This window comes from Gordonia sp. 34D, assembly GCF_056682775.1.
Genome location: NZ_CM155293.1, coordinates 671,894 through 690,652, shown reverse-complemented (window position 1 = coordinate 690,652; position 18,759 = coordinate 671,894). Strand labels below are relative to the sequence as shown.

16 protein-coding genes are annotated in these 18,759 nt (G+C 62.6%); 5 read left to right on the top strand and 11 right to left on the bottom strand.

Annotated features, from left to right (window positions below; translation table 11 throughout):
• Position 1: 1 nt before the first annotated feature.
• Positions 2 to 829, bottom strand: coding sequence for an MlaE family ABC transporter permease (locus tag AC1L34_RS03180; protein WP_424294429.1), 828 nt, complete (start codon positions 827 to 829; stop codon positions 2 to 4).
• Positions 830 to 1,140: 311 nt separating this feature from the next.
• Here AC1L34_RS03180 and AC1L34_RS03175 point away from each other — a divergent pair, with 311 nt between their 5' ends.
• Together AC1L34_RS03175 and AC1L34_RS03170 are read left to right on the top strand one after the other, a co-directional pair.
• Positions 1,141 to 1,581: a helix-turn-helix transcriptional regulator gene (locus AC1L34_RS03175; protein WP_424294428.1), complete on the top strand. Its 441-nt coding sequence runs from the start codon at positions 1,141 to 1,143 to the stop codon at positions 1,579 to 1,581.
• Between the two features lie 10 nt (positions 1,582 to 1,591).
• Positions 1,592 to 2,002, top strand: a complete 411-nt coding sequence (locus tag AC1L34_RS03170; protein ID WP_424294390.1) for a VOC family protein — start codon at positions 1,592 to 1,594, stop codon at positions 2,000 to 2,002.
• A 27-nt stretch (positions 2,003 to 2,029) separates the two neighbouring features.
• Here the strand turns inward: AC1L34_RS03170 and ilvA are convergent, their stop codons facing one another.
• The 5 genes from ilvA to lspA all read right to left on the bottom strand — a co-directional run bounded on the left by ilvA (position 2,030) and on the right by lspA (position 9,006).
• Positions 2,030 to 3,412 (bottom strand): threonine ammonia-lyase IlvA, encoded by a 1,383-nt coding sequence (ilvA, locus tag AC1L34_RS03165; RefSeq protein ID WP_424324007.1) that lies wholly within the window; start codon positions 3,410 to 3,412, stop codon positions 2,030 to 2,032.
• Complete coding sequence (locus AC1L34_RS03160; protein ID WP_424294388.1) at positions 3,369 to 3,650, bottom strand: hypothetical protein; 282 nt, start codon at positions 3,648 to 3,650, stop codon at positions 3,369 to 3,371. Before AC1L34_RS03160 ends, ilvA begins: the two co-directional genes overlap by 44 nt.
• 83 nt (positions 3,651 to 3,733) lie before the next feature.
• The gene (gene dnaE / locus AC1L34_RS03155) at positions 3,734 to 7,270 is read right to left on the bottom strand and encodes a DNA polymerase III subunit alpha (protein ID WP_424294387.1); all 3,537 of its coding nucleotides are present in this window, start codon (positions 7,268 to 7,270) and stop codon (positions 3,734 to 3,736) included.
• A gap of 196 nt (positions 7,271 to 7,466) precedes the next feature.
• On the bottom strand, positions 7,467 to 8,393 hold the full coding sequence (locus AC1L34_RS03150) for an RluA family pseudouridine synthase (protein ID WP_424324811.1): 927 nt from the start codon (positions 8,391 to 8,393) through the stop codon (positions 7,467 to 7,469).
• On the bottom strand, positions 8,386 to 9,006 hold the full coding sequence (gene lspA / locus AC1L34_RS03145; protein ID WP_480035099.1) for a signal peptidase II: 621 nt from the start codon (positions 9,004 to 9,006) through the stop codon (positions 8,386 to 8,388). The genes AC1L34_RS03150 and lspA overlap by 8 nt, the downstream gene beginning before the upstream one ends.
• Positions 9,007 to 9,099: 93 nt before the next feature.
• On the opposite strand from lspA, the gene AC1L34_RS03140 reads away from it, so the two are divergent.
• Complete coding sequence (locus AC1L34_RS03140; RefSeq protein ID WP_480035098.1) at positions 9,100 to 10,107, top strand: hypothetical protein; 1,008 nt, start codon at positions 9,100 to 9,102, stop codon at positions 10,105 to 10,107.
• 38 nt (positions 10,108 to 10,145) lie between these two features.
• Here AC1L34_RS03140 and AC1L34_RS03135 read toward each other — a convergent pair whose 3' ends face one another.
• Entirely contained in the window at positions 10,146 to 10,724 is a 579-nt protein-coding gene (locus AC1L34_RS03135) for a WKL family lipoprotein (protein ID WP_424294383.1), read from the bottom strand.
• A gap of 190 nt (positions 10,725 to 10,914) precedes the next feature.
• Between AC1L34_RS03135 and AC1L34_RS03130 the strand changes: the two genes are divergently transcribed.
• Positions 10,915 to 11,853: an asparaginase gene (locus tag AC1L34_RS03130; RefSeq protein WP_424322329.1), complete on the top strand. Its 939-nt coding sequence runs from the start codon at positions 10,915 to 10,917 to the stop codon at positions 11,851 to 11,853.
• A 1-nt stretch (position 11,854) separates the two neighbouring features.
• Here AC1L34_RS03130 and AC1L34_RS03125 read toward each other — a convergent pair whose 3' ends face one another.
• Together AC1L34_RS03125 and AC1L34_RS03120 are read right to left on the bottom strand one after the other, a co-directional pair.
• Positions 11,855 to 13,204 (bottom strand): DNA polymerase IV, encoded by a 1,350-nt coding sequence (locus AC1L34_RS03125; protein ID WP_424296466.1) that lies wholly within the window; start codon positions 13,202 to 13,204, stop codon positions 11,855 to 11,857.
• A gap of 61 nt (positions 13,205 to 13,265) precedes the next feature.
• Positions 13,266 to 13,451, bottom strand: coding sequence for a hypothetical protein (locus tag AC1L34_RS03120; protein WP_424296462.1), 186 nt, complete (start codon positions 13,449 to 13,451; stop codon positions 13,266 to 13,268).
• A gap of 70 nt (positions 13,452 to 13,521) precedes the next feature.
• Between AC1L34_RS03120 and AC1L34_RS03115 the strand changes: the two genes are divergently transcribed.
• Positions 13,522 to 14,283 carry an SGNH/GDSL hydrolase family protein gene (locus AC1L34_RS03115; protein ID WP_480035097.1) on the top strand — a complete coding sequence of 254 codons (762 nt, stop codon included), beginning with the start codon at positions 13,522 to 13,524 and terminating at the stop codon, positions 14,281 to 14,283.
• A gap of 93 nt (positions 14,284 to 14,376) precedes the next feature.
• Here AC1L34_RS03115 and ileS read toward each other — a convergent pair whose 3' ends face one another.
• Both ileS and AC1L34_RS03105 read right to left on the bottom strand, forming a co-directional pair.
• Positions 14,377 to 17,577, bottom strand: a complete 3,201-nt coding sequence (gene ileS, locus AC1L34_RS03110; protein ID WP_424296244.1) for an isoleucine--tRNA ligase — start codon at positions 17,575 to 17,577, stop codon at positions 14,377 to 14,379.
• A 349-nt stretch (positions 17,578 to 17,926) separates the two neighbouring features.
• Entirely contained in the window at positions 17,927 to 18,745 is an 819-nt protein-coding gene (locus AC1L34_RS03105) for a hypothetical protein (RefSeq protein WP_480035096.1), read from the bottom strand.
• Between the last annotated feature and the right edge of the window lie 14 nt (positions 18,746 to 18,759).

Below are 18,759 nucleotides of genomic sequence, written 5' to 3'. Positions count from 1 at the left end.
CTCACACCACCTTGGCCGGGACGACGAGCGCGAAGATCTGCGTCAAGATCACATTCACGGTGAACAGCAAGATCACCGAGTTGACCACTGCCGCGTTCACGGAGTTTGCGACACCTGCCGGTCCACCGGTGGTCGACAATCCGCGGTCACAGGCGACAATCGCAACGATGGCCCCGAAGATGACGGCCTTACCGAGGGCGAATAGGAGATCAGGCGTGCCAGCGAACGAGGCGAACGTGCCCGTATAGCTGCCCGGTGTTCCACCCTGGAAGTACACGTTGAAGAGATAGCCGGTGATGAACCCCACGAAACACACGAAACCGCAGAGCAGAAATGCCACAACCATGGTTGCTAGCAGTCGCGGCGAGATCAGCCGCTGGACCGGGTTAACGCCCATCACGCGCATGGCGTCGATCTCTTCGCGGATCGTGCGAGATCCCAGGTCTGCGGCGATTGCGGAACCCACAGCGCCAGCAAGCAACAGCGACGTGACCAGCGGTGCGCCCTGGCGGATGACGCCAAGACCCGTGGCGGCACCGGCGAAGGAAGTCGCACCAATCTGACCGGCGATGTTCGATACCTGGATGGAGACAATGACGCCAATTGGGATGGCGACCAACAGGGTCGGAAAAACTGAGGTCGACGCCATGAAGGCGCACTGTCGGACAAACTCTTTGAACGGGAAGCGCTTCTTCACAATGTCTTCGATGAGGACTTTAAAGACCTCGACGAACATTGCCAGTTGCCGACCGAAGGTCTCGAAGGACTTCTTAATGTGGCCGTCGAACCATTTTCCCGCTCCGCTATCGGACCATCGACGTTTGGCCACTGGCTGGTGCTGCGCGGGTTGGCGCTGCTCCGGCTCCACCGTTCCTGTGTCCACACCCCTACCTTCATGTTGAGTTCACACTCCGCAGGGAAAATTTGGCGCGATGCCGTATCCCCCATACGTACGATCCTGCCGGATCGTCTGGTCGTAATATACACAGCAATTTCCGGTCATTGTGCGCCGGGCCACACATAACTTCACCTATGAAGGAAATTGGTCAGTTCCCGGCACTGACCTCGAAACATCCTGGTAATACCTGAGTTTCAGGAGTTCCAAATTCTGGACGCGAGAAAGGGCAGACACTTGTGAATCTGGGCGAGGACGAGAGAAGCCGACGAACCGCTGCACTCACGGCAATCCGCCGCATCCGCGACCGGATCGATCGCGAATACGATCTGCCGCTCAATGTGGAGCAACTCGCCCGGGATGCGTACATGTCACCCGGCCATATGAGTCGCGAATTCAAACGGATCTACGGCGAGTCGCCATACTCGTATCTCATGACGCGCCGGGTCGAGCGGGCGATGACACTGCTGCGAGGTACCGACATGTCAGTCACCGAAGTGTGCTTCGCGGTGGGATCATCCTCACTCGGCACGTTTAGCACGCGGTTCACCGAACTGGTTGGCGTGTCACCAGCGGCGTATCGACGCGCAAATACCGGCGAGCTAGAGGGCATTCCCCCGTGCCTGGCGAAAGTGGTTGCCAGACCGATCAGGAATCGAGAAGCCAAGCCGCCGCCGGAAGCTTAACGTCGAAACCATGAACATTGAGATTACGTACGCGTTCCTTCCACACACCAACGCCGATGCGGCCTTGGGCTTCTACCGAGACACGCTCGGATTCGAGGTCCGAAAGGACGTCGGCTACCAGGACATGCGGTGGCTCACGGTGGGACCTGTCGGTCAGCCTGAGGTTTCGATCGTCCTACATCCGCCAGCCGTCGATCCCGGCATCACCGATGATGAGCGGCAGACCGTCTTGGATCTGATGGCCAAGGGTTCGTACGGTGCGCTGACTCTGTCGTCTGACAACCTGGAAGCCCTGTTCGACACCCTCGCTGCCGCCGACGCCGACATCGTGCAGGAGCCCACCGACCAGGACTACGGTGTCCGCGACTGCGCGGTCCGCGACCCCTCGGGCAATCTGATTCGAATCAACCAGAAGTCCTGATCCCGCCTCGAGCACGGTACCCCGGCGCTACGTGAGGTAGCGGTAAGCCGGGGTATCCGGCTCAAGCAGTTCAACGTCGAGGCGCGAGCGTTTCATCCGATCTTGGAGCCCTTCTAGGCCATTCCGGTCGCCGAGTTCGATACCGACGAGCGCCGCACCGGTTTCTCGGTTGTTCCGCTTGACGTATTCGAAGAGGGTGATGTCGTCGTCGGGGCCAAGCACCTCGTCGAGGAAACGACGCAATGCACCTGGCTCTTGCGGAAAGTTCACCAAGAAATAGTGCTTGAGTCCACGATGGACCAGCGACCGCTCAATGATTTCCCCGTAGCGCGAAATGTCGTTGTTGCCACCGGAAATTAGCGCGACGACCTTCGCGTCCTTGGGTACGTCGAGCTCCTGGACCGCAGTGACGGCCAGCGCGCCGGCAGGTTCGGCGACGATTCCTTCGTTCTGATAGAGCTCCAACATGGTGGAGCAGATCGCACCTTCGCTGACCGACGTGATCGTGACACTGCCGGGCGCAAAGTCAATGTCGGCCTTGTCGATTACCGCGACCTGCGGATCGTCGGTGATCTCGGAAAGGATTGGGTGCGTCACTACGCGAGCGCCGGCGTCGGCCATCACGTCGTGTCCCAGCGCACCGATTCGCTTCACCGCAGCGCCATCGACAAACGGATCAACCGTCGTCAGCGTGTATGGCTCACCGTGTACAAGCGCCGCGGACAACGAAACCGCACCGTGCGGTTCCACACCGATGATGGCGACGTCGGGGCAGACGTCGCGCAGGTAGGTGAGGATGCCTGCCATGCACCCGCCGCCACCGACCGGAAGCACCACGACGTCGGGGTCGGACCCCAACTGCTCGACGATTTCCTTCGCGATAGTTCCCTGCCCCGCAGCGGTGCGCGGGTCATCAAAGGCGTGGATCCATGTGGCACCGGTCCGAAGCACATCACTTTGCGCGGCGGAAGCTGCGGCATCGTAGGTGTCACCGACGGCAATCAGTTCAACAAATCCCTTGCCATGCCAGTGGATTCGGTCACGCTTCTGTTTAGGAGTGGTGGTCGGAACGTAAATCCGACCATTCACCTTCATTCGAGCGCAGGCATAAGCCACACCCTGTGCGTGGTTACCGGCGCTAGCAGCGACCACGCCAGCGGCGAGTTCGGACTCACTCAACTGCGCCATCACGTTGTAGGCGCCGCGAATCTTGTACGACCGCACGGTCTGCAAGTCTTCACGCTTAAGGAAGATCTTGGCCCCGGCTTCCGCGCTCAATCGGGGGCAGGGTTCGAGCGGTGTGCGGCGGACGACGCCGTCCAACCGACTTGCCGCATCCCTAATGCTGTCCGGAGTTAGACCGAGTTCAACAGTGGGAACGATGTTCGGCGATGAAGTCACGTTCTCCATCGTCCCACCGCGACCCACCGATGCGGTAGCCACCCCACCAGACAACAACGACTGCCGCCGCACTAGCCCACATGGCAGCGTTGCCAGACCCGGTGAACCAGAACGCAAGACCTGCCGCGACGAAGCCCACGACGACCGCCGCAAGCTTATGGATCGGCCATGGAACACCGAACACCGACACCGATGCCACGGTGCGCACGCGTGAGGCCTCCGGAATCAGCTGAATCAGTGTTGCCATGACTCCGAGTGTACGCGAGCCGTCAAACAAAGTTTCGGCTCACCGAAACCTGATGCGCGGGTTGGTTGGATCGAGACGGTCGGTCAGGTCAGGCAGCCCGGACCAAGGAGCGCCTTAAGGTCGCCCATCAGCGCTGACGTTGGTGCAACGCGGAGGGAGTCGGTGAGGCGCAACTGGGTTTGCTTGCGCTCGCTGACCAGCGTCACATGGACGTCGGACGTGCCAGGGTGACGTTCCAGGATCTGCTTAAGAGCACCGACGCGGTCCGGCGTGCAGACTCGTGCCGTCAAGGTCAGGTTCAACGGCTTCGTGGTCCCTGCCGCCGAGAGGTCCGGCACGGCGAGGTCGTTGGCGCTGATCATTGTCGAATCGTCACGCTTATTGACACGAGCCCGAACCAGCACGATATTGTCCGCGACGAGGTCCATGCCGTACGCCACGTACGCGCGGGGGAAGAAGTACACCTCCACGCCACCGACCATGTCTTCCAGCGTCACGGCGGCCCACGGCTCGCCCTTCTTGTTGACCCGTCGGGTCACCGAGGAAATGATGCCGCCGATCGTGATCTGCGCACCATCTGGCACCGTGCCTTCCAGCAACGTGGTGATCGACGTATCAGTTTGCGCGGAAAGGGCATGTGCCACGCCAGCCAGCGGATGGCCCGACACATACAAGCCCAGCATGTCGCGTTCCAGAGCGAGCTTGTGCTTCAGTTCCCATTCGTCTTCGGGGACCTTGACGGCAAAGACGTCAGCCGTTGCGTCGTCTCCTCCCCCGGCACCGCCGAACAGATCGAACTGTCCGATCGCTTCGGCCTTCTTTGTCGACAGGACAGCGTCGATCGCATCAGCGTGGACCAAGAACAGGCCCTTGCGGTCGTGGCCGAGCGAGTCGAAACCGCCAGCCTTAATCAGCGACTCGGTGACCTTCTTGCTGCACGCTTGTACGTCGACCTTGCCGAGGTAGTCGGAGAAGTTCGCGAACGCCCCCTTCTCCTCGCGGGAAGCGATAATCGACGCGACGACGCCCGATCCGACATTGCGGATCGCGGCCAAGCCAAAGCGAATGTCTTCGCCGACGGCCGCAAAGTCCGCGCGTGAGGCGTTAACGTCCGGCGGCAACACGGTGATGCCCATCTTGCGGCAATCCGCCAGATAGATCGCGGCCTTGTCTTTATCGTCGCCGACCGACGTCAGCAGGCCCGCCATGTACTCGGCAGGGTAGTTCGCCTTGAGGTAAGCGGTCCAGAACGACACCAGGCCGTATCCGGCGGCGTGCGACTTGTTGAACGCGTAGCCGGCGAACGGAAGGACCGTGTCCCACAGCGCCGTAATCGCTTCCTGTGAGAAGCCGTTGTTCTTCATGCCTTCGGCGAACCCGCCGTAGGCCTCGTCGAGGATTTCCTTCTTCTTCTTACCCATGGCGCGACGCAACAGGTCGGCCTGACCAAGCGAGTAACCGGCCACCTTCTGAGCGATCTGCATGATCTGCTCCTGGTAGACGATCAGGCCGTACGTCTCGGAGAGGATTTCCTTCAGCGGCTCTTCGAGCTCAGGATGGATCGGCTTGACGTCCTGCAGACCGTTCTTCCGCTTGGCGTAGTCGGTGTGCGCGTTCACCCCCATGGGACCGGGCCGGTACAGCGCCAACACTGCGACGATGTCCTCAAAGCCGGTGGGCTGCATCATTTTCAGCAGCTCACGCATGGCGGCACCGTCGAGTTGGAACACGCCCAGGGTGTCACCGCGCGCCAGCAACTCGTAGGTCGCTGTGTCTTCCAGTGGGAGCTTGTCGAGATCGATGTCGATCCCGCGGTTGGCCTTGATGTTCTCAAGGGCGTCACCGATGACGGTGAGGTTGCGCAAGCCCAGGAAGTCCATCTTCAGCAGGCCGATGGCCTCACATGATGGGTAATCCCAGCCGGTGATGATGGCACCGTCCTGTGGGCGCTTCCATACCGGGATTGCGTCGGTCAGCGGCTCGCTCGACATGATGACCGCGCAGGCGTGCACACCTGCGTTGCGAACCAGCCCCTCAAGGCCGAGCGCGGTGTCATAGATTCGCTTGACGTCAGGGTCGGTCTCGATGAGCGTGCGGACCTCGGTTGCCTCCGAGTACCGCTCGTGTTTCGGGTCGGTGATGCCCCACACCGGGATGTCCTTGGCCATGATGGGCGGAGGCAGCGCCTTGGTGATGCGGTCGGCGATAGCGAAGCCCGGCTGACCGAACTGGACGCGGGCGGAGTCCTTAATCGCTGCCTTCGTCTTAATGGTGCCGAACGTGATGACCTGCGCGACCTTGTCGTGTCCCCACTTCTTGGAGGCATAGGTGATCATTTCGCCACGACGACGGTCGTCGAAGTCGATATCGATATCGGGCATCGATACGCGCTCAGGGTTCAGGAACCGCTCAAACAGCAGACCGTGCGGGATGGGGTCGATGTTGGTGATGCCCATCGCGTATGCGACCAACGAACCGGCGGCGCTACCTCGTCCGGGGCCGACGCGGATGCCGACTTCAAGGGCGTGGGCGATGAGGTCGCCGACGACGAGGAAGTAGGCGGGGAACCCCATCTGGTTGATGACGCGGAGTTCGTACTCGGCACGGGCGATGTATTCGTCGGTGGGGCGACCGTCGAATCGACGATCCAGTCCGGCCATGACTTCCCTGGCCAGCCATGTCTCCTGGGTGTAACCCTCGGGAACCGGGAAGATCGGCATGCGGTCGTGGTGGCTGTAGACGTCCTCGTAAGACTGCACGCGCTCGCCAATTTCGAGCGTGTTGTCGCAGCCGCCGGGAACGACGTCGTCCCAGAGGGCACGCATCTCCTCGGCGGACTTGAGGTAGTAGCCGTCGCCGTCGAACTTGAAGCGAGTTGGGTCGGATAGCGTTTTGCCGGTTTGCAGGCACAGTAGTGCTTCGTGGGCCTCGGCGTGCCCGCGGGTGACGTAGTGGCAGTCGTTGGTCACCAGGGGTTTAATGCCCAGTTTGTTGCCGATGTCGAGCAGGCCGGTGCGGACGCGGCGCTCAATCTCCAGGCCGTGCTCCATCAGTTCCAGGTAGAAGTTCTCCTTGCCGAAGATCTCCTGCCATTTACCTGCGGCCTCAAATGCTTCGGCATCGTGGCCCAGTCGCAGACGGGTCTGGATCTCGCCGGACGGGCAACCCGTCGTCGCGATGATGCCTTCGGCGTGCTGGGCGATGATCTCGGCGTCCATCCGCGGCCATTTACCGAGTTGACCTTCGGTGGACGCCAGTGAGGACAACTTGAAGAGGTTGCGCAGCCCGGTGGCATTCTCGGCGACCATCGTCATGTGCGTGTACGCACCGGAACCGGACACGTCGTCGGATTTTTGATCTCGCGTACCCCACAGCACGCGCTTGGTGTTGAAACGGGAGTCGGGGGCAACGTAAGCCTCGATGCCGATGATCGGTTTGACGCCGTGCTTTTTTGCGGTGTTGTAGAACTCGCTAGCACCGAACATGTTGCCGTGGTCGGTCATGCCGATGGCGGTCATTCCCAGTCGCTCGGCTTCGTCGAACAGCGGCGACATCTTCGCCGCACCGTCGAGCATCGAATATTCGGTGTGGTTGTGAAGATGAACGAACGACCCGGACACGCAGCAACTCCTCTACAAAACAAACACCGATAACAGAAACCTTGTCCTGCAATGGAACTGCGATCGCCATGATTTTCATCCCGCGACCGCGATCCGCCTGCGGTGCCTCCACTTTAGAGAAGACCTCTGACAAGATCTCCCCGGCGCGCTGACCTGTGACAGATGAGGCAGGACGGGCCCAACTGTCGGCCCTGGCCTACGATTCGCGCAAGACGTCCAAAGCGTGCTGCAAGTCTTCGGGATAGTCGGCTTCGAACTCAACGTAACGACCATCGGCGGGGTGAGCGAAACCCAACTTCCGCGCATGTAGCCACTGACGAATCAGTCCGAGCCGTGCCGCCAACTTCGGGTTCGCACCGTACGTCGGGTCCCCACAGCATGGGTGATGCATCGCGGAGAAGTGCACACGAATCTGGTGCGTGCGCCCGGTCTCCAGGTGCACGTCGAGCAACGAGGCCGCAGCAAACATTTCAATGGTGTCGTAGTGCGTAATCGACGGACGCCCATTGGCTGTCACCGCGAACCGCCACTCCCCGCCGGGGTGTCGCCCAATGTCGGCATCAATCGTGCCCGAGAGCGGATCCAGATGCCCCTGCACCAAAGCGTGATAACGCTTGTCGACAGTGCGCTCCTTGAATGCCCGCTTCAGCAGCGTGTAAGCGTGTTCGGAAGCCGCCACGACCATCACGCCCGAAGTGCCAGCGTCGAGCCGGTGGACAATGCCCTGACGCTCGTGTGCGCCCGACGTGGAAATGCGGAACCCGGCGGCCGCAAGTGCCCCGTTCACCGTTGGACCCGTCCACCCCAGCGACGGATGCGCGGCAACCCCGGCCGGCTTGTCGACAACAATGATGTCATCGTCTTGATAGAGGATTTTGAGGTCTTCGACGGGAGTCGGCTCCACCGTGAGCGGTTGCTCGGGCGCGGGCAACGTCACGTCGAGCCAGGTGCCTGCCACGAGTTTGTGCGACTTACCGACGGCGACGCCGTCGACGAAGATGTCACCGGCGTCTGCCAGATTCGCGGCCACCGTGCGCGAAAGGCCGAGCACCCGGGCCACTCCGGCGTCGACGCGCATCCCCTGCAGCCCGTCGGGAACCGGCATTGCCCGTGAATCACGCATTCGCATCTCCATCATTGTTTGCGGAAGTGGTGTCTGCCTCGGAGTCGGTCTCGGCGTCGTCGGGATCGTTTCGTGCCGCCCAGCCGGTACGACTGCCGTCGTAGTCGTAGCCGAGAAGTGTCAGGACCACCAGCAGGATCGCGCCGCAGACGACAGCGGAGTCTGCCATGTTGAACGTCGGCCACCAACTGCCGACCTGAATGAAGTCGACGACGTGGCCGCGAAGCGGTCCCGGATCGCGCAGCATGCGGTCGGTCAGGTTGCCGAGCGCACCGCCCAGGACCAATCCGAGTCCGATTACCCAGCCGAGGGAGCCGAGCCGCTTGGCATAGCGGGCAATCACCACCACAATCGCCAGCGCAACAAACGTCAACACCCAGGTATAGCCCGTGGCCATCGAGAAGGCCGCGCCGCTGTTGCGGATGAGTCGAAACGTAAGGAAGTCACCGATCACCGACACCGTCTGATACGGCTCCATCGTGGCAACGACCAGCACCTTGCTCAGCACATCGATCAGGTAAGCAGCAACAGCCACACCAATCAGGACGGGGATCAACGCGACCCCGCCCCGACGCTTCGACGCTTCGACGCGCGGCGCCTCGGGTTCACTCATATCGTCAATTGTCCACGCTGAGGCCGCCAACGCCGAACTCGCCCGGCGCGGGGACCTCTCTGACGCGCAAACGGACCCACTACTGTGGCTTTCGTGAGCAACGCGTCAGTCTTCGTGCACCGGCCGTCTTCGGCAATTGCGTACACACCGAAATCGGTACGGCGAGCCTTCGGGGTGACGGCGGCCGCCCTCGTTATTGCGGGTGGCATTACCGCCTGTTCCTCGGACGACACCGCAGACGACGGCCCCTGCGCGCCAACCGCCGCCAGTCGGACCGACGGTGCCCGCCCCATTTCGCTGTCGACGCCCGAAGTGAAGCTCGTGTCGCCGGGGACCGGTCCCGCGCAAGAACTGGCAGTCGTACCGGCAACCACAGCCCCGCAGAAAGTGACGTTGACAACGTCGTCGTTGGAGGCGAGCATCGCGCCGACCGACCGTGGGTCCGACGCCAACCAGGTGCAGCGGACGCAGCAGCAGTTGGCGACACCGATTACCGCCCGCACGATCTGCGACGATCCGTCGAGCCTGGAATTCTCCATCGGTTCCCCGACCAGTAAGGATCTTGAGCTCAGTGAACTACTCCCCGAGCTCGACGGTTCGACGGGCGGGCTGTCGTACACGGACGGCATGGTGCCGACCCGCCTGCGGTTGAAGCCAACCGATGGATCGCAGTCGCCAGCGCGCAGCGCGCTTGAACAGTCCCTACTGGAGGCACTGAACTATTCGGTTCCGTTGCCAACCTCGCCTGTTGGGGCTGGTGCCACGTGGACGTCGGTCCGTACGGTGTCGGCAGCGGCGACCGTCACCCAAACGATGAACGTGACGCTGGCTCGCCGCGACGGCAACGTGGTAACCCTCGATGTGAAAATCGACGAGACCCCGGTGAACTCGATCTTCTCGATCCCCGGCTCGGACGACAAACTGCACATTTCCCGGTTCTCGATGAGTGGCTCGGGCACGCTGACCGTCGACTTGACGAAACGCTTCCCGGTCGCCGGAAGTCTCGCTGTCAAGGGGGGCCGCGAGTTGGTCGGCGATGACGCCAACCGGCCAATCCTGCAGCAGAACAAGTTCACCCTCACCTGGAAGGCGACAAAATAGCGCCCACCCGGCGAGGGTGAAGAGTCTTCAGCGGCGGGTTATCCCGCTGACTTGCTGGTGCTCGGAGCCTTCTTCTTGGTGCTCGAGCCGGTCTCCGCACAAAGTGGCGACTTCACGTCGGCCTGGCTTAGCAGCGGGCAGACGGTCTGCTTCGACAACTTCCAGCGACCGTCGTCGAACACGATGGACGCGTCGATCTTGGTTGGCGGGTTGTTGGGAAGCTTGATCTCAACCTTCACCTTGGCCCGGTTGGGGCCAGCCTTCTGGACCGGACGCTTGATCTGGTAGGTAACGTCCGGGTTGTCCTTCTTGGCCTTCACCAGTTCCTTGAACAGGTCGGGGTCAACCTCGGCACCCTCGACGAGCTGCACCTTGTCTGCCGGCTTGATCGACGGATCGAGCGCTTCCTGCAGCATGTCGTTCAGCGCCGCAACGCTGGGCACCTTCTTCGGGTTCGTCAGCTCGGCCTCGGTGCCGGTCGCCGCGGTTGTCGCGGCCGCACTGCTCGAGGTTGCAGTCGGAACCGGAGGCGTCACTGCATCGTTACCGCCACATGCCGCGGTCGCCGCAACAGCTCCGGCGATTACGGCACCGGTCACGAATTTACGAATCTTCACCGAAAATGTCCTCACATTGGTTAGTACTAAGCGGGCCCCAAGGCCCGAACTCAAACCACTATGCCAAAGTCCCGGCGATGTGCGCAGTTACCTAACTTGCTCTCAGACTCTCTCAGCGTTGTCTCATGTGTCTCGTCAGCACCAAGCGACCTGCGCACATTATTCGGTGCGGGATGGAAGAATTGCCCCCATGAGTACTCGTCAAGTCGTGATGATCACCACTGGCGGCACCGCCGCTTCCCGCACCACCGACGACGGCGCGGTCCCCGTTTTGCATGCTGCGGACCTGCTGCCGGACGTTGCCGGTGACGTGGTGGTGCAGCCCATGGAACTGATGGTGAAAGACTCATCGGCGATGACGGTCCGCGATCAGTTCACGATCGTCGCAGCTATCGCCGAGGCACTGAACGATCCTGCCGTGACCGGAGTGGTGGTGACGCACGGGACTGACACTTTAGAAGAGACTGCTTTTCTCGCCGACGTTTATGCCGCTGACCCGCGGCCTGTCGTGTTCACCGGCGCCCAGTTCCCCGCTGATCACCGTCTCTCCGACGGGCCGGCCAACATTGCCGCGGCCGTCGCGCTGGCCGCCGATGCTGATTCGCGTGGCCGCGGTGTTCTGGTCGCGCTTGGGGGCCGCGTGTTAGGTGCCCGCGGCGCATTTAAGACCTCCACCACCGACCTCATCGCATTCGACACCGTCCATACCAACCTGCCGCGACCACTGGTCTCTGATGTACTACCGGAGGGCCATCCTGCACGTGTAGATCTACTGGCCCTGTATCCCGGAGTCTCTCCCGGCACCATCGCCTCTGCAGTCGCACAACGGGCCGCCGGGATCGTGCTGTCGGCCACCGGATCGGGCAATACTCACCCGGACATCACGGCCGAGGTGAACCTCGCGGTTAACCGCTCGGTGCCGGTGGTGGTATCGACACGCGTGCCCTATGGCGAGGTCCAGCCGACATACGGCGGTGGTGGCGGTGGCGTCGACCTCGCGCGGGCCGGGGCGGTGTTTTCCCCGTGGCTGCGCGCACCGCAGGCACGCATGGCGCTGATCGCCTTGCTCTCGGCAGGTGCCAGCGGCGAGGCCGTAAAGGCCTTCTTCGACGCCTCCGCGCCAGCCTGAACTACGGCTCCGGAGATTCTTCGCCTGTTAGATCCCAGGCGAGGCTGTCCAGTGGGTCAGCCCGGACCAGCGTGGGCTCCGGAAGTCGAAAGGTATGTGCCCGGCCCGGGCCGGTGGCACGTGTTTCAAATCGGACAGTGACGAATCCGTGGCCGCCGCCCTGCACCCACCCGTGACCGTGGTCGGGATGGAAAACATCTGTCCCCGTTGGCCATTGCTGAAGCTTTGCCGGTTCTGGCGACGCGTCGGCGTCGGCCATCGGCGCTGTCTCGTCGAGACCGTCAATTGGTTCTGGTTCCTCGTCGAGTTCGGGAAACAGCGACTCCTGCTGGGTGGTCGACAGCCCCGAGTAGCCAACCCCGACGAGCCGTATCGGGCCGACGACGAGTGGGTCCAGCGTCACCCGGTATGCCGCCGCAGTCAGCGTCTCTAGCTCGGTGGTCGCGGCAGGCAGTGTGATCGATCGGGTCAGAATCGACATGTCCGACCGCCGCAGTTTCACCACGACGGTTCGCGCCCCACGACCGTCATTGAGCAGACGTCGATGGGCATGCGCCGCGGCACCGGCGACTGCGGAACGAAGGTTGGCCATGTCGACAATGTCGACGGCGAAGGTCGTCTCGGCACTGATTTGCTTACTCTCGGCACGTTCTGTCACCGGACGCTCGTCGATCCCGCGGGCCAGTCGGTGCAGCGCGGGCCCCACCGTCGCACCGAGAACCGATGTCACTTCCGCTTCGGCGAGCGCCGCCAGTTGCCCAATTGTTTCAATTCCCAGTCGGGCCAACCGATCCCCGGTCACCGGGCCAACTCCCCACAGCTTCCGCACCGGCAGTCCCTGCAGAAAACCGAGCTCAACAGACGGCGAAATCACTTTCACCCCATCGGGTTTCGCCATTCCTGAGGCGATCTTGGCGATCTGTTTGCCCGACCCGAAACCCACCGATGCGGGCAGCCCGGTCTGTTCTCGGATTACCGTCCGGACTCGCTCGGCAAAATCTGCTGCCTCCGCCGCACTCGCCCCGGCCAGTTCGGTTGGTTCGCCGAAGGCCTCATCGAACGAGAGGGTTTCGATGATGGGGATGAACGTTCGCAAGATCCCGAAGACGCGCTGGGACACCACGGAGTACACGCCGCCGCGCGGTGGCACGACCACCGCGGTTCCGCCCACCAGGCGTCGGGCCTGATGCATAGGCATCGCCGACCGCGCACCGTAGACGCGTGATTCGTAGCTGGCACCCGCGACGACGCCACGCCCCCCTGCCCCGCCTACCAGGACCGGTCGGCCCGCGAGCGTTGGGCGAGTCAGTTGCTCCACCGATGCGAAGAAGGCATCCATGTCGATGTGCATCACCCAGCGGGCGCTCCGCTCGGAATCGGTCCCGCTTGCCGCATCGCGACCGCTCGCCGAATTAGCCACGTTTGTGTCGGCACCGATCGAGAACGCGGGGATCGGTGGTCGTGAAGCGTTCGACTTCTTCGCCAGCATCGCAGCGCAATAGGGCGATGACTGCCGAGTCGCTGCGGAGAGAAATGACGTCCCACTGAGCACCGTTGTCTTCCCAGCGCTGAAGTTTTTCGAGGTCATCGACGTCCATGGATCAATTCTATCGCCAGTCCACTGCACGGCGACGTCCCTGTGCCCGTGTTGCCGGTAGCCTGGAGCGCGTGAGTTTTCAGCGTTTTGTCGCCCTGGGCGACTCGTTTACCGAAGGTGTTGGCGATCCGGCCCCGGAGCTACCAAACGGAGTTCGCGGTTGGGCCGACCGCGTCGCTGCCGAACTTAGCCGCCTCGATCCCGCGTCCGAGTATGCGAATTTGGCCATTCGCGGTCGCAAGCTCGGCCCAATCGTCGCTGAGCAGATCGACGCCGCGATTGCTTTGCGACCAGATCTCGCTTCGATCTATGCCGGCGCCAACGATATTTTGCGGCTGAGCGTCGACCTTGATGCGTTGCTGGACGAGTATGACGCCGCGATCGCTCGGTTGACGCAGTCGGGTGCGACCGTCGTGATGTTTACCGCGCACGATCCGGGTGGCTGGCCGTTGTTCAGTGCCTTGCGCGGCCGGTTTGCGATCTACAACGAGGGGGTGCGCAGTATCGCCGATCGGCACGGCGCGACGATCGTCGACTTCTGGCGCATCCCCGATTACCGGGATCGGCGGCTGTGGGCCTTCGACCGACTGCATATGTCGTCGATCGGTCATCAGCGGATGGCGATAGCCGTCCTTGAGGCAGTCGGCGTTGACCATGCCCTCACGCCTATGGAGTTGCCTGCCCCAACAACCCCGTCGACCGTCGAGCAGTTGTCCGACAACCTTGCCTGGGCGAGCGGTTTCGCTGCGCCGTGGCTCGGCCGCCGACTGCGGGGAACCTCAAGCGGTGACGGCCTCGCCCCGAGGTACCCGACCCCCACCCCCCTGCCCTGACTTCCCGCATGATGCGTTGATTCCCGCTACACGTCTGACGTGTAGCGGGAATCAACGCATCATGCGGGAACGGCGGGCGCGGAGCGCTCGGGGCTAGTCGGTAGCCTTGGCCAGATCGACGCTGACGCCGTGACTGAGTTCAGTCGAGGCGGGGGCACCGGTTTCGACGGTGAACGACGTCGCCAACACTTCACCGGCGATCAAAGCGGCGTGTGTCTGTGCGGTATCGAGGCAATCCTCCGGGACCACCATGCGCACCGAGATGCGGTCGGAGATCTCCAAACCGAAGTTTCGTCGCGCATCCTGCAGTTCACGGATCCGGTCCTTGGCCCATCCCTCGGCCTCCAGTTCCGGAGTCACCTCAGTATTCAAGACGACGAGGCCGACGCCACCGGGCATCTCCGCCGTCGAATCCGGTGCCACCGCAACCAGTTTCCGGGAGAACTCCTCCCCCTTCAGCTCGATGCCATCGGCGACCACGGTCTGCTCGCCGGTCTCGGCATCAACACCAAACTCCCAATTGCCGGACTTCACGGCCTTGATGACCCGCTGCACGTCCTTACCGATGCGCGGACCGGCCGCACGAGCGTTCACCGCCACCTCGACACGACCAACCGAGTCGACGTCGTCGGAGAGGACCACGTTCTTAACGTTCATTTCCTCGGCGATCAGGTCGACATACGGTGCCATGAGCGCCGCCTTCGGCGAGGCGACCGTCAACTCCGACAGCGGCAGTCGCACGCGCAGTTGGTTTGCCTTGCGGACACTCGACGCGACCGAACACACTTCCTGAACCTGGTCCATCGCACCAACGAGATCCGGGTCCGCCGGCAGTTCTTCGGCCGTCGGCCAATCCGTCAGGTGCACCGAACGCTCACCGGTCAGCCCACGCCACATAGCTTCGGTCGCCAACGGCAGCAATGGTGCTGCCAGACGCCCGGCCACCTCAAGCACGGTGTACAAGGTATCGAAGGCGTCCGGATCTACGTCCTGACCAGCCCAGAAGCGTGCACGCGAGCGTCGCACATACCAGTTGGTCAGAGATTCGCAGAACTCCCGGAACGATTCGCAGGCACCGGCGATGTCGTAAACGTCGAGGGCATCGGTCATCTCGTCACGCGTCACGGCGAGCTTCGCCAGGATGTACCGATCGAGAATCGACGTTGAATCGGTCCGCCACGTGGCCGGACGGTCCGCGTACAACTGCAAGAAGCTGTAGGCATTCCACATCGGCAGCAGTGCCTGACGCACACCTTCGCGGATACCGCGTTCGGTGACCACCAGGTTGCCGCCACGCAAGATCGGGCTCGCCATCAGGAACCACCGCATCGCATCCGAGCCGTCACGATCGAAGACCTCGTTGACGTCCGGGTAGTTGCGCTTCGACTTGCTCATCTTTTGACCGTCGTCGCCGAGGACGATGCCGTGCGCGGCGACCGTCCGGACAGCTGGCCGATCGAAGAGTGCAGTCGCCAGCACGTGCAGGTTGTAGAACCATCCGCGTGTCTGACCGTTGTATTCGACGATGAAGTCACCCGGATTGTGGGCGACCTCGCCCGTAGCCGGGTTGCCGTCGAACCAGTCGGTGTTCTCGAAAGGATAGTGGACCTGCGCGAACGGCATGGAACCCGACTCAAACCAGCAGTCCAACACCTCGGGGACACGACGCATTGTCGACTTGCCTGTCGGATCGTCCGGGTTTGGGCGCGTCAGCTCGTCGATGAACGGTCGGTGCATATCGTCGGGCCGGGCTCCGAAATCCTGTTCCAGCTGATCGAGGCTGCCGTAGACGTCAACGCGCGGGTATTCGGGGTTGTCCGAGACCCACACGGGGATCGGCGCACCCCAGTAGCGGTTGCGGCTGATGTTCCAGTCGCGCGCACCCTCAAGCCACTTGCCAAACTGGCCGTCGCGGATATGCGATGGCGACCACGTCATCTGCTGGTTGAGTTCCAGCATCCGCTCCTTGATCTGAGTGACGGCGACGAACCACGACGGAACCGCCATGTAGATCAGGGGCTGACCCGACCGCCACGAGTGCGGGTACGAGTGCTCGATCGTCTCGTGTCGCAGGATCCGCCCGGCGGCCTTGAGGTCCTTGATGATCGCCGGGTTGGCATCGAAGACCATCTGCCCCTGGTACGGCGGAACCATCTCGGTGAAGCGGCCACCCGGGTCGAGTGGCTGAACCACCTCGATGCCGTTGGCGGTCGCAACATCCATATCCTCTTCACCGAAAGCCGGCGCCAAGTGCACAACGCCGGTTCCGCTGTCGGTCGTCACGTAGTCGGCAAGCAGGACTTGGTGACCGTTTTCGTGTCCGAGGAAGAAGTCAAACGGCGGCTGGTACGACAGTCCCGCCAGGTCACTGCCCTGGTAAGTCGCGACGGGTTCCACGTCGCCGAGTTCCTTCGCGTACGCCCCGACGAGTGCGGTCGCCAGTAGGTACTCCCGACCGTTTTCGGCCCGCACATGCGAGTATTCGGTGGTGGGGTGCACGGCGATCGCTAAGTTCGACGGCAGCGTCCACGGAGTGGTCGTCCAGATCAGCGCGTTGACGCCGTCGAGCGGGCTGCCCGGTACCGACAGCGGCATCGTGACGGTGACGGCTGGGTCCTGCCGCATGCGGTAGGCGTCGTCCAGCTTGGACTCCTGGTTACTCAACGGCGTTTGCTCATACCAGGAGTACGGCAGGACGCGGTAGCCCTGGTACACGAGACCCTTGTCGTACAGGCTCTTGAACGCCCACATCACCGACTCCATGAAATCCACGTCGAGGGTTTTGTAGTCGTTGTCAAAGTCGACCCAGCGTGCCTGGCGGGTCACGTAGTCGCGCCACTCGCCCGTGTACCGGAGCACCGAGTCGCGGCAGTAGGCGTTGAACTTGTCGACGCCCATCTTTTCGATCTCCGACTTGTCGGTGATCCCCAACTGCCGCTCTGCTTCGAGTTCTGCGGGCAAACCGTGCGTGTCCCAACCAAATCGGCGCTCGACCTTCTTACCGCGCATGGTCTGGTACCGCGGCACGACGTCTTTGACGTAGCCAGTGAGGAGGTGCCCGTAGTGCGGCAGTCCGTTGGCGAAGGGAGGACCGTCGTAGAAAACAAACTCTTCGGCACCCTCGCGGTTCGCGATCGATGCTTTGAAGGTGTCGTCGGTGTCCCAGTACGACAGGACGGTCTCTTCGACCTTCGGGAATGACGGCGCACCCCGCCCGGTGCCGTCGGTCAAGTCGACGATCGGGTAGGCACGGCCTGTTGCGTTCTCTACTGGATCTGGGTGGTGGTCGCTCACGCGCTACTCCTCGTGCCTGGTGCGTGCTGATGTTCTTCAGCTCTGTCGGCACGGGGACGCCTGGCCCAGACCCAGTGTGGGTCAGTGGCTGCGCGCGGTACCACCCCGCTTGCATGCCCTGCTGGACATGCCTCTCATTGGACGGCTGTGTCGGGCCGAACCCGCCCGGTTCTACTGAGATCGGCAACCGCGGTTGCGTGATCGGTTCTTCCGGGAGCTCGCCGGTGATAGCCGGGTCAACGCTGTCGAGATTCTGTTTCGATTGTTGATTGTACTGCAACCACGATGTGCCCCTGTCAAGCGATTGCGCCCCCGGGATATTCCCGGGGGCGCAATCGCTACGAGGTGCTTAGCCCTGGTTGTTGGGTGGGTTCGTCGTCGACGGGTCTTCCCACACAAACTGCATTGCGGGCAGATCCGGGTCCGAAGACCGCACGACGATGTCGTCGGTCGGATCGTCCGCGAGCCGTCGGCGTCCGACATACTGGTCCGGAATCGTCGGGTGCGGTCCGCTGATCGGGTCCTGAACGGCGGGTTGCTGACCCGACTCGGATCCGACTGGCGGTCCGGGCGTAAATCGCGGTGCGGCCGGTGCGGGTGCTTGCGGCACCACCGGAGCGGCAGCAGTTGCTGGCGGTTGCACCGGGAAAGATCCGGTCGACCGCAGGTAGTCGTTCACGTCACCGCCGCCCGGATTGCTTTCGGTCGTGTCGGGATCCATCAGATTTGGGCCGGTGGGTGTGCCGTCACCGAGCACTTGCTCGTCAGCGGGGACCACGACCGATCCGAGACCATCAGACTGACCGATCCGTGGATAGCCGGGATCCCGGGAATATCCGGACTGCGGGTTTTCGGTATCGGCCTCATCGAAGCCGTTGTCGCCAGCGTCGTCAGCGAGGTCATCACCGGCGACATCGTCTTCGGCGAGGCTGGCCTCCAGCGGTTCTTCGCGAGCCACGGATTCCCGCCCGCGAATGGTGAAGAGTGGATCGTCGTCGACGTTGCCGTGTCCGCGCCGGTTGGCGCGGATGGTGTCGACGAGCAGGAGGATCAAGCCCACGACGCAGACCGCTACACAGGCGATTGCCAATCCAAGATTGGCAGTCACCAGTGCGACCACGAGCAGGGCGAAACCGACGAGGGTGGCCCCCAATGCAATGCTCAGCATGTCACCCTCGTCGG